Source organism: Shimia fortis, from assembly GCF_040225985.1.
In the GTDB taxonomy this organism is placed as follows: domain Bacteria; phylum Pseudomonadota; class Alphaproteobacteria; order Rhodobacterales; family Rhodobacteraceae; genus Shimia.
The window spans coordinates 67,051-82,083 of sequence record NZ_JBBPEU010000007.1; the positions used below are offsets into that span (position 1 = coordinate 67,051).

The following is a 15,033-nucleotide window of genomic DNA, read 5'->3' on the forward strand; positions in this document are numbered from 1 at the left end:
CTCCTTAGGCCGCTTCAGCAGCCATTTTCTCGGCTTTTGCGATCACTTCGTCGATGCCGCCAACCATGTAGAAGGCGCCTTCGGGCAGGTGATCGTATTCGCCAGCCACAACGGCTTTGAACGACGAGATGGTGTCTTCCAGCGGAACCTGAACACCGTCAGAGCCGGTGAAGACCTTCGCAACGTCGAACGGCTGCGAGAGGAAACGCTGAATCTTACGGGCACGAGCCACGGTCAGTTTGTCTTCTTCCGACAGTTCGTCCATGCCGAGGATGGCGATGATGTCTTGCAGCGACTTGTAGCGTTGCAGGATGTTTTGAACGTCGAAGGCCACTTTGTAGTGCTCTTCACCCACAACACCCGGGTCCATCAGACGCGAGGTCGAGTCGAGCGGGTCAACGGCCGGGTAGATACCCAGTTCCGAGATCGCACGCGACAGAACGGTGGTTGCGTCGAGGTGGGCAAAGGTGGTTGCCGGTGCAGGGTCGGTAAGGTCGTCCGCGGGAACGTAGACGGCCTGGATCGACGTAATCGAGCCCGATTTGGTCGAAGTAATGCGTTCCTGCATCGCACCCATGTCGGTGGCCAGCGTCGGCTGGTAACCCACCGCCGAAGGAATACGGCCCAGCAGAGCCGAAACTTCCGAACCGGCTTGGGTAAAGCGGAAGATGTTGTCGACGAAGAACAGAACGTCGGTACCGGACTGGTCGCGGAACTGTTCTGCAAGGGTCAGACCGGTCAGAGCAACACGTGCACGCGCACCCGGAGGTTCGTTCATCTGGCCGTAAACCAGAGCCACCTGCGATTCTTCGAGGTTATCGGGTTTGATAACGTTCGATTCGATCATCTCCCAGTAGAGGTCGTTACCCTCACGGGTCCGTTCACCCACACCCGCGAACACCGAGAAACCCGAGTGCACTTTTGCGATGTTGTTGATGAGTTCCATGATGAGAACGGTTTTACCCACACCTGCACCACCGAACAGACCAATCTTACCACCCTTCGAGTAGGGGGCCAGCAGGTCGATCACTTTAATACCGGTGACGAGGATTTCCGACTCGGTCGACTGTTCGTCGAATTCCGGTGCGGGCTGGTGGATTGCGCGGGTCTCGTCTGCGTTGACCGGACCTTTTTCGTCCACGGGCTCGCCCACAACGTTCAGGATGCGGCCCAGGGTTGCGTTACCAACCGGAACCGAAATCGGTGCGCCGGTGTCGAGCACTTCTGCGCCACGAACGAGACCTTCGGTCGCGTCCATCGCGATGGTGCGGACAGTGTTTTCACCCAGGTGCTGGGCAACTTCCAGAACCAGTTTCTTGCCGTTGTTTTCAGTGTTCAGTGCGTTGAGGATTTCCGGCAGGGAATCTTCGAACTGAACGTCGACAACGGCGCCGATGACCTGGGTCACCTTACCTTTTGCGTTTGCCATTTGTTCGTCTCCGGTCTTAGAGCGCTTCAGCGCCCGAGATGATTTCGATAAGCTCGTTGGTGATCACAGCCTGACGCGAGCGGTTGAACTCGATGGTCAGTTTGTCGATCATGTCGCCAGCGTTGCGGGTCGCGTTGTCCATTGCGGACATCCGCGCACCCTGCTCCGAGGCACCGTTTTCCAGCAGTGCAGCAAAAATCTGCGTTGCGACGCCGCGCGGCAGCAGGTCGGCCAGAATGGCCTCTTCGCTGGGCTCGTAGTCGTACAGAGTGGCTGCGCCGTCACCTTCGGCTGCGTCAAACGCTGCCGGGATGATTTGCTGAGCGGTCGGGATCTGGGTCACAACGTTCACGAACTTCGCATAGAAGATTGTGGCCACGTCGAACTCGCCCGCATCAAAGCGCGACAGGATACTTGCAGCAATACCTTGCGCATCGCCATATCCAACACGTTTGACCTCGGTCAGGTCAACGTGATCAATGAAGTGTTCACCCAGATCACGTTTGATCGCGTCACGACCTTTCTTGCCGACCGTGACGATCTTGACAGTTTTACCTGCTGCGATCAGCTCTTCCGCTTTCGAACGGGCCAGTTTGGCGATGTTCGAGTTGAAGCCGCCGCAAAGGCCACGTTCAGCGGTCATCACCACCAGCAGGTGGGTCTGATCGCTGCCGGTGCCCGACAGCAGTTTCGGTGCAGAGTCGGAACCACCGACCGAGGCCGCCAGACCACCCAGAACGGCGTTGAACCGTTCTGTGTAGGGGCGCGATGCCTCGGCAGCGTCCTGCGCGCGGCGAAGTTTCGCCGCGGCAACCATCTGCATGGCTTTTGTGATCTTCCGAGTGTTTTTCACACTCTCGATCCGGTTTTTTAGGTCCTTCAGACTAGGCATTGTCCGAACCCCTTATGCGAAGTCAGCTGCGTATTCGTCCAGCGCGGCTTTAACTTTGTCGGCGGCGTCGCCCTTGATCTTGGGATCTTCGTCGGTGATCCAAGCCAGCAGGTCGGCGTGCTTGCCGCGCAGGTGCTGCAGAAGACCGGTCTCGAAACGACCCACGTCCTTGACGTCGACCTTGTCGAGATAGCCGTTCACACCGGCGAAGATCACGCAGACGATTTCCGCGTTGGTCAGCGGCGAGTACTGCGGCTGTTTCATCAGCTCGGTCAGACGTGCACCACGGTTCAGCAGCTGCTGGGTTGCGGCGTCAAGGTCGGACCCAAACTGGGCAAACGCAGCCATCTCACGATACTGAGCCAGCGACAGTTTCACCGGACCGGCAACCGAAGACATGGCCGAGGTCTGAGCCGAAGAGCCAACCCGCGAAACCGACAGACCGGTGTTCACAGCAGGACGGATACCCTGATAGAACAGTTCGGTTTCAAGGAAGATCTGGCCGTCGGTGATCGAGATCACGTTGGTCGGAATAAAGGCCGACACGTCGCCGCCCTGGGTTTCGATGACGGGCAGCGCGGTCAGCGAGCCTGCGCCGAAATCTTCGTTCAGCTTGGCCGAACGCTCCAGCAGACGCGAGTGCAGGTAGAAAACGTCACCCGGATAGGCTTCACGGCCCGGCGGACGACGCAGCAGCAGCGACATCTGACGATAGGCAACGGCCTGTTTGGAAAGGTCATCATAGATGATCAGCGCGTGACGGCCATTGTCACGGAAGTACTCGGCCATCGCGGTCGCGGCGTAAGGTGCCAGGAACTGCATCGGCGCGGGGTCCGAAGCGGTTGCAGCAACAACGATCGAGTAGTCAATCGCGCCGGTTTCTTCGAGTTTCTTCACCAGCTGAGCAACGGTCGACCGCTTCTGACCGATCGCAACGTACACGCAGTACAGTTTCTTGCTTTCGTCGTCGCCGGCGGCGTCGTTGTAGGATTTCTGGTTCAGGATGGCGTCCAGAGCCACGGCGGTTTTACCGGTCTGACGGTCGCCAATAATAAGTTCACGCTGGCCACGGCCAATCGGGATCATCGCGTCAACCGATTTCAGGCCGGTTGCCATCGGTTCGTGAACCGATTTACGCGGGATAATGCCCGGCGCTTTCACGTCGGCAACGCCGCGTTCGGTGGCTTCGATCGGGCCCTTGCCGTCCAGCGGGTTGCCCAGACCGTCAACAACGCGACCCAGAAGGCCCTCACCAATCGGAACGTCCACGATCGAGTTGGTGCGCTTGACAGTGTCACCTTCTTTAATGTCACGGTCCGAACCGAAGATCACGACACCAACGTTGTCGTTTTCAAGGTTCAGGGCCATGCCCTGGATGCCACCGGGGAATTCAACCATCTCACCGGCTTGAACATTGTCCAGGCCGTAGACGCGCGCGATACCGTCACCGACGGAAAGCACACGGCCGACTTCGGCCACTTCGGCCTCTTGGCCAAAGTTTTTAATCTGGTCCTTAAGGATCGCAGAGATTTCGGCTGCTTGGATACCCATTATCCGACCTCTTTCATTGCATTCTGGAGGGAAGAGAGCTTGGAGGCGATCGACGTGTCGATCATCTTCGAACCCACTTTAACGACAAGACCGCCGATGAGGGCTTCATCAACGGTCGCATTGATTTTGACGTCTTTGCCGACACGTGCGGCCAGAGTCTTGGAAAGCTTTTCGCTTTGCGCCTTGGTCAGCGCTTTGGCAGAGGTGACTTCGGCGGTCACTTCGCCTTTTTCTGCCGCGACCATCGCGTTCAGCTGTTCAACCAGCTGGGGCAGAACGAACAGGCGACGCTTCTCGGCCATCAGGCCCAGAACGTTCCTCAGCATCGGCTGAAGGCCCATCTTTTTGGCAATTGCTGCAATGGCGTTCACCTGCTCTTCGCGCGAATAGATCGGCGAGTTGATCAGGTCGCGCAGTTCTGCGCTGTCGGCCAGTGCGGTGCTCAGGTCGGCAAGACCGCTTTCAAGTTTATCAAGCGTCTTGTTCTCTTTCACGATCTCGAAGACCGCGGTGGCATAGCGCTGTGCAATGCCGGAGGAGATCGAAGCTGGTTCGGACACGTCCACCCTTCCGCTTTCTGGCCCCGATTTCTGCATACAAAAGTATGCATTTCCCGGGGGCGTTTCATGACCCCGATTGTTCAGGGCAGTAAAATCCGTGAGGGATGTAGCAGAGCAGCGCCCACCTAGCAACATTGTTTGGCATATTATCTGCTTTGCGAAAACGCCTTGTTTATAAGGCTTTGACGCGGGTGCGACCCTTTGCCAGTGACCGCACGTCAAAAAAAACAGTGGGAAACGGTCATATTTGGCGATTCCCGAACCGTTTTCACCCGCCACCGTTAGCGGAAACAGCCGAATTTTCCGCCCCGTGTGGTGTCACATGGCGGCCCTCGGGGGCAGAGGTGGGGGTCAGACCGGCGCGGTTTCGGGTTTCGGGGACAGCACGCCAAGCGGCTTGCGCACGGCTTCCCGCAAACCCGGCCCCGAAGACGCTGGCACGCGCTTGGATGCCTCGACCATCAAGACCCCGCCCGCGATGACCGGCGACAGGGTCTTGCCCATGCTCTCCCAGATCGGGCCGGTCTTGCGCCAGAACCGTTTATGGGTCGGCGGCTGGTAAAGCGTGGTGCGGTTGCGCTCGGGCATGAAGTCAAAGCTGCGCAACTGCGCTTCAAGCTGGCCAGTGGAATAGGGGCGGCCATAGCCAAAGGGCGTGGCATCGCTGCGCGACCAGATGCCGGCGCGATGGGGCACAATGAACAGAACCTTGCCGCCGGGGCCAAGCACGCGATACGCCTCGCGCAAGAGGTCGGCAGGTCTTTCACAGGTTTCCAGTCCGTGCATCATGACAAGCCTGTCCACATGACCGGTCTCGATTGGCCACAGAGTTTCCTCGCAGAGAACCGAGACGTTCGGCATCCCCGCAGGCCAAGGCATCACCCCCTGCGGCGCCGGCATCAGCCCCAGAACACGGCGCGCCTCGGACAAATAGGGCCGCAACAGAGGCACCGCGAATCCGTAGCCCGCGACGGTCATCCCAGAGGCGTCTGGCCAGAGTCCCAGCATTTCATCCCGCACGGCCTTTTGCGCCGCACGCCCCAGCGTGCTGCGGTAATAGAAATTCCTCAGGTCCTGCACATCAAGATGCATTGCAACCGTCCGTCCGATCGGCAACTCTGTGGTCAACATAGCAATGAAAAGGCGAATTTCCATGCCCCTCGAGATCGTCACGATCCCCTGTCTGTACGACAACTACAGTTTTCTTATCCATGATGCCGCCACCGGCGACACCGCGGTTGTGGACGTGCCGGACGCCGCCCCTATTAGTGCGGCGCTCAAGGCACGTGGCTGGACACTGTCGCACGTGCTGCTGACGCACCACCACTGGGACCATGTCGATGGTCTGGAAGCGCTGCTGGCCGACCATCCGGCCAAGGTCATTGGTGCCAAGGCCGATGCCCACCGGCTGCCGCCGCTCGACCTTGCAGTGACAGAGGGCGACACGGTCACCGTTGGGGAAGAGCAGGCAAAGGTCATCGACGTGTCGGGCCACACGCTCGGGCATATTGCCTTCTATTTTGCCGACACTGGCGCCGTGTTCACCGCAGACAGCCTGATGGCGCTTGGCTGTGGCCGCCTGTTCGAAGGCAGCCCCGAGCAGATGTTCGACAGCCTGTCCAAGCTTGCCAGCCTGCCCGCCAGCACCATCGTTTGTTCCGGCCACGAATATACCGAATCGAACGCGAAGTTCGCGGTGACTGTCGACCCCGACAATGCCTCCCTCAAGGCCCGGATCACCCGGATTGAAGAGGCGCGGGCAAACGGAAAGCCCACCGTGCCTTCGCTCTTGTCCGAGGAGCTGGAGACCAACCCGTTCCTGCGCGGACATACCCCGGGGATTCAGCGCGCCGTGGGGCTGGAAGGCGCCGACCCGGTCGCGGTCTTTGCCGAGGTGCGCAAACGCAAGGACAATTTCTAGGGCGGCTTGGGGTTGAACTTTGGGACAACACCCATAGACTCTAATTCCAACAGGCGCCGTCCGAACCGGTTGTCTGCCTTCGTCGGGGCAAGGATCTGCCCCGCTGTTTGTGTTGTTGACCCACCCCTAGACCCGATCATGTCAATTTGCCCAAAGAGGCACCCGTTCAGGGAAAAGTGACATGTTTCATGCAGAAAATCCTTGAAGCTGGCGTCAGATAGACCAAACTTTAAACCTATGAGGCCATGGTTGTACGGCGACCCGCCAGCAACCCAGAACCAGAGGAGCACATGAGCAGTGCCTTCATTCTCGAACACACTTGAACAGGCCATCCACGCCGCTCTGTCTGAAGCGAACGATCGCCGCCACGAATTCGCAACGCTGGAACATCTGCTTCTGTCGCTGCTGGAAGAACCCGACGCGCTGCGCGTAATGCAAGCCTGCAGCGTCAACATCGACGAACTGCGCGCCGCCCTGATGGAATACATTGACGAGGATCTGTCGAATCTCGTGACCGATATCGAAGGGTCCGAGGCCGTGCCGACCGCTGCGTTCCAACGCGTGATCCAACGCGCCGCGATCCATGTGCAATCGTCTGGCCGCACCGAAGTGACCGGTGCCAACGTTCTGGTCGCGATTTTTGCCGAGCGTGAATCGAACGCCGCCTATTTCCTGCAGGAACAGGACATGACCCGCTATGACGCGGTGAACTACATCGCGCACGGTGTCGCCAAGGATCCCGCCTTCGGGGAAAGCCGCCCCGTGACCGGCGCGGACGATGACAGCCAGACCGTTGATATGGGCGAAGGCGAGACCAACAAGGAAAGCGCGCTGGCAAAATACTGCGTCGACCTGAACGCCAAGGCCACGGCGGGCGATATTGACCCCCTCATCGGACGTGATGCCGAGGTCGAGCGCTGCATTCAGGTGCTGTGCCGCCGCCGCAAGAACAACCCGCTTCTGGTGGGGGATCCCGGTGTGGGCAAAACCGCAATTGCCGAAGGTCTGGCGCACCAGATCGTGATCGGCGCCACGCCCGAGGTGCTGTCCGAAACGACGATCTATTCACTCGACATGGGCGCGCTTCTGGCCGGAACCCGCTATCGTGGCGACTTCGAGGAACGGCTCAAGGCTGTGGTGACCGAACTTGAAGAACACCCCAACGCAGTTTTGTTCATCGACGAGATCCACACCGTGATCGGTGCGGGCGCGACTTCGGGCGGGGCGATGGACGCATCCAACCTGCTCAAACCCGCTCTTCAGGGGGGCAAGCTGCGCACGATGGGCTCGACCACCTACAAAGAGTTCCGTCAACATTTCGAGAAGGACCGCGCGCTCAGCCGCCGGTTCCAGAAAATCGACGTGATGGAGCCGACCGTCGAAGACACGATCAAGATCCTCAAGGGGCTTAAACCCTATTTCGAGGAACATCATAGCGTGAAATTCACTGCCGAGGCGATCAAGACCGCCGTAGAACTGTCTGCGCGCTACATGAATGACCGCAAACTGCCGGACAAGGCGATCGACGTCATCGACGAAGCCGGCGCGGCACAGCATCTGGTGGCGGCCTCGAAACGGCGCAAGACCATCGGCGTGAAAGAGATCGAGGCGGTTGTCGCCAAGATCGCCCGCATCCCGCCGAAAAACGTGTCGAAAAACGATGCCGAGGTGCTCAAGGATCTGGAACGTTCGCTCAAGCGCGTCGTGTTCGGCCAGGACAAGGCGATCGAGGCGCTGTCCTCGGCGATCAAACTGGCCCGAGCGGGCCTGCGCGAACCGGAAAAACCCATCGGCAACTATCTGTTTGCCGGGCCGACCGGTGTGGGCAAAACCGAGGTGGCCAAGCAATTGGCGGATACGCTGGGTGTGGAACTGCTGCGCTTTGACATGTCGGAATACATGGAGAAACACGCCGTGTCGCGCCTGATCGGCGCGCCTCCGGGCTATGTCGGTTTTGACCAGGGCGGGCAGCTGACCGATGGCGTCGACCAGCACCCGCATTGCGTGCTGCTGCTGGACGAGATCGAGAAAGCACACCCCGATGTCTATAACATCCTGTTGCAGGTGATGGACCACGGCACGCTGACCGACCATAATGGGCGCACGGTGGATTTCCGCAACGTGATCCTGATCATGACCTCGAACGCGGGCGCTGCCGAACAGGCGAAAGAGGCGATCGGCTTTGGCCGTGACCGTCGCGAGGGCGAAGACACCGCCGCGATCGAACGCACCTTCACGCCGGAATTCCGCAACCGCCTGGATGCCGTGATCTCGTTCGCACCGCTGCCGAAAGAGGTCATCATGCGCGTGGTCGAGAAGTTCGTGCTGCAACTCGAAGCACAGCTGATGGACCGCAACGTGACCATCGAACTGACCCCGAAGGCCGCCGAATGGCTGGGCAACAGGGGCTATGACGACAAGATGGGCGCGCGGCCTTTGGCGCGTGTCATCCAGGAACACATCAAGAAACCTCTGGCCGAGGAATTGCTGTTCGGCAAGCTGGCCAAGGGCGGTGTGGTCAAGGTCACCGTCAAGGATGGCGAGTTGAAACTCAAGCTCTCCGGCCCGGACAAGCCACGCATCACGGGCAACAAGCCACCGCTTCTGACCGCGGAATGACCAAGGCTTTTTGGGCTTTCATCGGCTCTCTCATCGCTTTACCGGCGATGGGAGAGCCTTCATTTATCCAGCCGATTGACTGCGAGCTGGGCGAAACCTGTTATATCCAGAATTATGTCGATCGCGACCCGGGGCCGGGATTTCGCGATTTTGCCTGTGACCGGCTGACCTATGATGGACACAAAGGTACGGATTTCGCGATTCTGGGCGACGTCGATATAAACACCTATTTTCGCGGCTTGGATGTGCTGGCCGCGGCGGATGGTGTGGTTTTGGGCGTGCGCAACACCATGGCCGACAAACCCCACCCGTCTGACAGGTCACAGGACGTCTCCGGCAAGGAATGCGGCAATGGCGTGGTGATCGACCACGGCGACGGCTGGCACACCCAATACTGCCACCTGAAGAACCAATCGGTTCGCGTCAAACAGGGTCAAAGCGTGACCGCCGGGGATGTGCTGGGCCAGACCGGCCTCAGCGGGCTGACCAGTTTCCGCCACCTGCATTTTTCCGTGCGCAAGGACGGACAGATCGTTGATCCGTTCAGCGCTGACAGTGACGCGACCTGCACCGACACGCCCCGACAAATCTGGGCAGAGCCGGTCGCCCATGTGCCGACAGGGCTGATCGCCATCGGGGTGCATGATGCTGTGCCGGATTATGAGGATCTGGTCGCCCTGCCCCGCACCCCGAACCATTGGGCGCATCCGCCTGCCGCCCTCGTGATCTGGGCCATGGGATATGGCAGCGATCCGGCCGACCGCGTGGCGTTGATCCTGACTGGGCCGGACGGCGCGGTGTTCGACACCGCCATCCCCCTCGACAAGGCACAGTCGCGCTATTTCCGGGCCTATGGCAAAAAACGCCCGGCAGGGGGATGGCCGTCCGGCACATATACCGGCACGGCCACGATTGAACGGAACGGTCAGGTCATGGCACAGGACACCTTGCGCTTTACCCTGCCCTAGACGGCTTACTTTTCGGTAAACTTCAACTCGATGCGCCGGTTTTTGGCCCGCGCATCGGGGGTGTTGGCCGGGTCAATCGGCTGGTATTCGCCAAACCCGTTCGCCGCAAGGCGGTTCGGCGGAATGCCCAGCCCGTCAATCATGAACCGCACCACCGACAGAGCACGGCCCTGGCTGAGTTCCCAGTTGTCGGCGTATTTGCCCGCGCTGAAAAAGGGCTGGTTGTCGGTATGCCCGTCCACGCGCAGGATCCAGTCGATTTCCGCCGGGATTTCGTCCGAAATCCGGGTCAGGATATCGGCCACCTTGGCAATCTCGGCCTGCCCCGCCTCGGACAGGGTGGCGCTGCCAACGTCGAACAGAACCTCTGACGAGAACACGAACCTGTCGCCGACGATCCGCACGCCCTCCTGATTGCCCAGCACATCGCGCAACCGGCCAAAGAACTCGGACCGGAACCGTTCCAGATCGCGCGCCTTGTCTTGCAGCGCCTTGGCCTCGGCCTCGAGTCGTTTGCGCTCTTCCTCTTCCAGTTGACGCCGCTTGCGTTCCTCGGCGGCAGCCCGCGCCAGCGCAGTGTTCAGATCCTGCCCCAGCGATTGCAGCTGGACCTGCGCGGCGGCATCACGTTCCTTGGCGTCGTCCAAAAGCGCCTGCAAACCTGTCAATTGCGAGCGCAGCGCAGCCACTTGTTGATTGAGGACGGCCACCTGACGCTGGCTTTCGGCGGTGCGCGCCTCTTGTGCGTTCAGGGCCGTGTTCGCTGCGGACAAAAGGGCCTCGCGTTCCTCGGCGGCGGACAGGGTTTCCGACACCGTGCGTTCCGCAGCCAGCTTGGCGGCCAACGCGGCGGCAAGACGTTTCTCGACGTCGCCCTGCGCGGCAAGCGTTTCCTCGGCGGCCAGTTTCGCCGCGAGCGCCGCCGCTAGCTGTTCCTCCAGCGCAGCGCCGGTTTCTTCTGCCGACCGCGCCCGGTTCTCTGCGGACAGCTGGGCGGCAAGGGCCGCAGCCAGCTGGGTTTCCAGCGTTTCAAGATCCGAGGCCAGCCGCGTCGCGGTTTCCCCGGCCTCATCCTGCGCCGTGGCCAACTCGCCTTGAAGGGTCGCCAACCGCGTTTCAAGATCGGCGACAGTAGCATCGGCCTGTTCCAGATCCAGCAGGGCAGCGGCCAGCTGCGCTTGGATCGATGCGATTTGCTGATCCTTGGCGGTGACGTCCTCTTTGGTCCGTGTCAGGCTGCGCAGCGCAGCAGCCAGATCGGCCTCGGCGGTTTCGCCGGCAAGAAGGGCGGCGGCCAATTTCAGGTCAAGGTCTTTCCGGGCGGCCTCGGCAGCGGCCAGCATGGTCAGCGTATCCTCGGCCTTTTGGCGCTGTGCCTCAAGGGCCAGCGTCATTGCGGTCAGCTCGGCATCAGCGTTTTGCAGTTTTTCACGCAGAGCCTCGGCGGCGGCGGCTTCGACAAGGCGCTGTTGCTCGGCCTCACTCAGCGCCTGTTCCAACTCTGTGCGGGCCGTGGCCCCGACCTCCAGGTCGCGGTTCAGGTCGGCCACCATGGCCTCAAGAGCCTCGCGGCGGGCGGCAGCCAGACGCGCGGCTTCTTCCTGCGCGTCAATTTCGGTGCGCGCGGAGGCCAGGGCCAGATTGAGCGCCTCTTGTTCGTCCAGCAATTCAGTGCGGCGGGTTTCGAGATCGGCAATCGTGCCCAGCGCGGCATCGCGATCGGCAATCAAGGCCGCGACCTGCGCCTCGAAACTGGTGATCCTCGTACGGGCCTCGGCCAAAGCCGCATCCTGCGCCGCACGTTCCGAGGTCAGGCTTGCGATTAGGGCGGCCTGTTGTTCGACCTGATCGCGGGCCGTGGTCAATGTCGCCTGCAAACCGCCAACCCGCGCCTCAAGTTCGGAGTTTTCCTGCTGTTCCAGACCCAATGCCTGCGCCAGCGCGGCGACCTCGGTCGAGAGAGCATCCAGTTCGCTTTCCTGTCCGGTAATGGTTTCGCGCAGGACGAACTGCACCACCATAAAAATGGTCAGCACGAACATCAGCACCAGCAACAACCCCGTCATCGCATCGACAAAACCGGGCCAGATGGATGCCTGAAACCGCTGTCCTGTGCGACGTGACAGCGCCATGGTCAGCCATCCCCTTGCGGATAAGGGGCCTGTCTCGGGGCATTGGGGGCCGCGCCGCTCTTGTTCTGGCGCAAGACGCGGGCCAGCGCGGCAAGATCGTTGCGGATCTGGCCCATGCTTTCCTGCCGTCCTGCGGACACTTCTTCGAGAATGCGCAGCATCTGAACGTCGATCGACCGCAGTCGCATCCGGCTTTCGGCGTCGAGACCTTCGTTTTCCTGCCGGTTGCGCAACAGGTGGACCAGTTCTTCCTGCCCCTCGGCAGCACGCAACAAGGCCTGCGAGGTGGGGGCCGAGGATTCCAACTGGTCGGCCAGTTTCTGCACCGAATCCACAAGGGTCGAAACCTGCGTTTCCATGGCGTGTCGGTTGGCTTCGGCCTGCACGAACAGATCGCGCACCACGTCAATCTGCCGGCTGAGATGATCTACCACGCCAACCATGGCACCCTGTTCCGCGCTCATGTCACCGTCGCCGGCAGAGAACCCGACGCGAGTGATCGAGCTCAGCCATTCTTCCAGCTCTCGGTAGAACCGGTTCTGCCCGTGGCCCGCGAACAACTCCAGCAAACCTACGATCAGCGATCCGGCCAGACCCAGCAGCGACGAGGCAAAGGCCACGCCCATTCCCCCCAGTTGGGCCTCAAGGCCGGTCATCAGGCGGGAAAACACCTCGACCCCGCCTTCGCCTTCCTGCGGGGCAAGGCTGCGGATGGTATCGACCACGGCGGGCACGGTCGTGGCAAGGCCATAGAACGTGCCCAGCAGACCCAGAAAGATCAGCATGTTCACAAGATAGCGGGTGATCTCGCGCGCCTCGTCAATCCGGGTCGCGACCGAGTCGAGGATGGAGCGGGTCGAGGTCGCGCTGATCTGGGAATGCGCGCCACGGCTGCGCAGCAGCGTGGCCAGCGGCGCCAGCAACGAAGGTGCCACCACGCCTTCGCGCTCGGCCTCTCCTGCGGCAAAGGCCTCGATCCAACGGACCGAGGATATCAGCGAGAAGACCTGCGCGAAACAGGCGGCCACCCCGATCATGAAGACGAACAGGATAAAGCCGTTGAGATAGGGGTTCGCCTCGAACACAGGCATCACCCGTGGCAGGGCGAAATACCCCAACGCCACCGTCAGCCCCAGAACAATCAGCATGAGCATGATCTGGCGGACGGGTTGAGAGAAATGCGGCTCGACTTTGCGGTCCGGCTGGTCCATGTGGACGGATCCTGACACCTTGTTTTTTCTGGGCCCACCCTACTGAGAAGCGGGCCGCGTGCCAAGGACTTATGCGGATACGCCCCGCGTCAGACGTCCAGCGCCGTCAATTCGCGCACACGCGCAGACAGCCAGTCCAGTTCTTCATCCTGAATGCCCAATTCGGAAAGGTGGCTGGCCGTGTTGTGCAGGTATTCCGTGTTGGGCCCGCGCCCGCCTACTGCCGTTGCGATGATGTGGGCCTGCTCTTCAAGTTCGAGATGGCAATACTGCACATGGTGCGGGTCGATCACATAGGTCACCGCCTCGACTTTGCGCCCGTCCGACAGGTCCACCGTCAGCACCTGTTCCAGATAGGCGGACGAGACCAGTTCACGTTCGCGCAGGTAGTCTAGGGTTTGCGCCTCGGCGCCGGTGGGCACGGACAGGGCCAGCCCCTGACAATGCGCATGTTCCATCGCGTCCAGAGCCAGCACAAGGCCCGGGTTTTCAGACGTGCCGCGATGGTGAATCGAACGCATGCAGAAGCTGCGATGCCAGCCGGGCAGCGACGCGATCAGTTTCTCTTCGTAATCGAAGCCGGGGTTCCACAACAGGGAACCGTATCCGAAGACCCACATCGTCATGTTTCGTGTCCTTGTCTGTCCCGATCCTGCACGCCGCAGAAATCATCGCCTCAGGCAAACTTGGGTTTCAAGTTTCGCGCAGAAGGCTTTAAACACCAATGCAGCACGAGTTGAAAGAGGCCCCCCGATGAAACGATTGCTGATCCTGATCCTTGTGGCCGCCATTGGGTGGTCGGCCTATTGGTTTATCGCGGCCTCTTCGGCCCGGTCGGGGTTCGAAAGCTGGTTCGCCGCGCGGCAGGCCGAAGGCTGGGTCGCCGAATACGCGGATCTGGACGTGTCGGGATACCCGAACCGGATCGACGCGACCTTTGACACCCTCACCCTGGCCGATCCCGAAACCGGCGTTGCGGTGGACCTGCCGTTTTTCCAGCTGTTTGCGCTGAGCTATAAACCCAATCACCTGATCGCCGTCTGGCCACAGGCGCAAACCCTGTCCTTTCCCGACCAGAAAATCCAGATCGCGACCGAGGACATGCGCGCCTCGCTGGTGCTGGGCAAGGCCAAGACCCTGCCGCTTGAGCGCAGCAATCTTGTGATCGAACAATTGCAGGTCGTGTCCTCGACCGACTGGCGCAGCAGTGCCAGCGAGGTGCGCCTTGCCCTGCAAAAGAAACCCGAGACCGAGGCCACCTACCAGTTCGCGTCAGACGTGATGAACCTCGCGCCGCCAGTGGCCTATCGCCTGTCGCGGGGCGAAGACCTGCCACGCACGCTGAAAACCGTGCAGGCGCAGGTCGAAATCACCTTTGAACGGCCACTAGACATGCGCGCCATCGAGGACGCCCGTCCGCAACCGACCGAAATCGACCTCAAACGCGCGGAAATCGCGTGGGGGGATCTGAACCTGCAGGCGGCGGGCAAGGTCACGGTTGACGGGCTGGGTTATCCCACCGGGGATATCACGGTTCGCGCGACAAACTGGCGGGATATACTGGATGTTGCGCGCAGCAGTGGCGACATTCCGACCGGCATTCTGGACGCCACCGAAGGCGCACTGGAAACGCTGGCGAAACTGTCCGGATCGTCGCAGACCCTCGACATTCCGCTGTCGTTCAAGCGACAGCGCACATGGCTTGGCCCCCTGCCGATTGGCCCCGCACCGGTGATCCGCCTGCGCTGAC

12 protein-coding genes are annotated in these 15,033 nt (G+C 60.8%); 4 read left to right on the forward strand and 8 right to left on the reverse strand.

Translation table 11 applies throughout. From position 1 onward, the window contains the following. Positions 1 to 4 precede the first annotated feature (4 nt). The 5 genes from atpD to WNE31_RS11945 all read right to left on the reverse strand — a co-directional run bounded on the left by atpD (position 5) and on the right by WNE31_RS11945 (position 5,524). Positions 5 to 1,429: a F0F1 ATP synthase subunit beta gene (gene atpD, locus WNE31_RS11925; RefSeq protein ID WP_349980006.1), complete on the reverse strand. Its 1,425-nt coding sequence runs from the start codon at positions 1,427 to 1,429 to the stop codon at positions 5 to 7. Positions 1,430 to 1,445: 16 nt separating this feature from the next. After that, positions 1,446 to 2,321: a F0F1 ATP synthase subunit gamma gene (locus WNE31_RS11930; RefSeq protein ID WP_349980007.1), complete on the reverse strand. Its 876-nt coding sequence runs from the start codon at positions 2,319 to 2,321 to the stop codon at positions 1,446 to 1,448. 12 nt (positions 2,322 to 2,333) lie between these two features. Continuing rightward, complete coding sequence (atpA, locus tag WNE31_RS11935) at positions 2,334 to 3,872, reverse strand: F0F1 ATP synthase subunit alpha (RefSeq protein ID WP_349980008.1); 1,539 nt, start codon at positions 3,870 to 3,872, stop codon at positions 2,334 to 2,336. Further along, positions 3,872 to 4,432, reverse strand: a complete 561-nt coding sequence (locus tag WNE31_RS11940) for a F0F1 ATP synthase subunit delta (RefSeq protein WP_349980009.1) — start codon at positions 4,430 to 4,432, stop codon at positions 3,872 to 3,874. The genes atpA and WNE31_RS11940 overlap by 1 nt, the downstream gene beginning before the upstream one ends. Positions 4,433 to 4,783: 351 nt before the next feature. Beyond that, entirely contained in the window at positions 4,784 to 5,524 is a 741-nt protein-coding gene (locus WNE31_RS11945; RefSeq protein WP_349980010.1) for a class I SAM-dependent methyltransferase, read from the reverse strand. Between the two features lie 61 nt (positions 5,525 to 5,585). Between WNE31_RS11945 and gloB the strand changes: the two genes are divergently transcribed. From gloB to WNE31_RS11960, 3 genes are all read left to right on the forward strand, one after another. Next, complete coding sequence (gene gloB / locus WNE31_RS11950) at positions 5,586 to 6,353, forward strand: hydroxyacylglutathione hydrolase (protein ID WP_349980011.1); 768 nt, start codon at positions 5,586 to 5,588, stop codon at positions 6,351 to 6,353. Between the two features lie 297 nt (positions 6,354 to 6,650). After that, a complete protein-coding gene (clpA, locus tag WNE31_RS11955; protein WP_349980012.1) occupies positions 6,651 to 8,972 on the forward strand; it encodes an ATP-dependent Clp protease ATP-binding subunit ClpA in 2,322 nt (773 codons plus the stop codon). After that, positions 8,969 to 9,940, forward strand: a complete 972-nt coding sequence (locus WNE31_RS11960; protein ID WP_349980013.1) for a M23 family metallopeptidase — start codon at positions 8,969 to 8,971, stop codon at positions 9,938 to 9,940. Before clpA ends, WNE31_RS11960 begins: the two co-directional genes overlap by 4 nt. Before the next feature lie 5 nt (positions 9,941 to 9,945). On the opposite strand, the gene WNE31_RS11965 is transcribed toward WNE31_RS11960, so the two are convergent. From WNE31_RS11965 to WNE31_RS11975, 3 genes are all read right to left on the reverse strand, one after another. Then, positions 9,946 to 12,072: a peptidoglycan -binding protein gene (locus tag WNE31_RS11965; RefSeq protein ID WP_349980014.1), complete on the reverse strand. Its 2,127-nt coding sequence runs from the start codon at positions 12,070 to 12,072 to the stop codon at positions 9,946 to 9,948. Between the two features lie 2 nt (positions 12,073 to 12,074). After that, complete coding sequence (locus WNE31_RS11970) at positions 12,075 to 13,283, reverse strand: biopolymer transporter ExbB (protein WP_349980015.1); 1,209 nt, start codon at positions 13,281 to 13,283, stop codon at positions 12,075 to 12,077. 89 nt (positions 13,284 to 13,372) lie between these two features. Beyond that, the gene (locus WNE31_RS11975; RefSeq protein ID WP_349980016.1) at positions 13,373 to 13,909 is read right to left on the reverse strand and encodes a gamma-glutamylcyclotransferase; all 537 of its coding nucleotides are present in this window, start codon (positions 13,907 to 13,909) and stop codon (positions 13,373 to 13,375) included. Between the two features lie 127 nt (positions 13,910 to 14,036). Between WNE31_RS11975 and WNE31_RS11980 the strand changes: the two genes are divergently transcribed. Then, positions 14,037 to 15,032 carry a DUF2125 domain-containing protein gene (locus WNE31_RS11980; protein WP_349980017.1) on the forward strand — a complete coding sequence of 332 codons (996 nt, stop codon included), beginning with the start codon at positions 14,037 to 14,039 and terminating at the stop codon, positions 15,030 to 15,032. The last annotated feature ends 1 nt before the right edge of the window (position 15,033 follow it).

Bases quoted from the DNA above. Each gene is read 5' to 3' on its own strand.
- atpD (WP_349980006.1), bottom strand. From the start codon at position 1,429: ATGGCAAACGCAAAAGGTAAGGTGACCCAGGTCATCGGCGCCGTTGTC.
- WNE31_RS11930 (WP_349980007.1), bottom strand. From the start codon at position 2,321: ATGCCTAGTCTGAAGGACCTAAAAAACCGGATCGAGAGTGTGAAAAAC.
- atpA (WP_349980008.1), bottom strand. From the start codon at position 3,872: ATGGGTATCCAAGCAGCCGAAATCTCTGCGATCCTTAAGGACCAGATT.
- WNE31_RS11945 (WP_349980010.1), bottom strand. From the start codon at position 5,524: ATGCATCTTGATGTGCAGGACCTGAGGAATTTCTATTACCGCAGCACG.
- gloB (WP_349980011.1), top strand. From the start codon at position 5,586: ATGCCCCTCGAGATCGTCACGATCCCCTGTCTGTACGACAACTACAGT.
- WNE31_RS11960 (WP_349980013.1), top strand. From the start codon at position 8,969: ATGACCAAGGCTTTTTGGGCTTTCATCGGCTCTCTCATCGCTTTACCG.
- WNE31_RS11965 (WP_349980014.1), bottom strand. From the start codon at position 12,072: ATGGCGCTGTCACGTCGCACAGGACAGCGGTTTCAGGCATCCATCTGG.
- WNE31_RS11970 (WP_349980015.1), bottom strand. From the start codon at position 13,283: ATGGACCAGCCGGACCGCAAAGTCGAGCCGCATTTCTCTCAACCCGTC.
- WNE31_RS11975 (WP_349980016.1), bottom strand. From the start codon at position 13,909: ATGACGATGTGGGTCTTCGGATACGGTTCCCTGTTGTGGAACCCCGGC.
- WNE31_RS11980 (WP_349980017.1), top strand. From the start codon at position 14,037: ATGAAACGATTGCTGATCCTGATCCTTGTGGCCGCCATTGGGTGGTCG.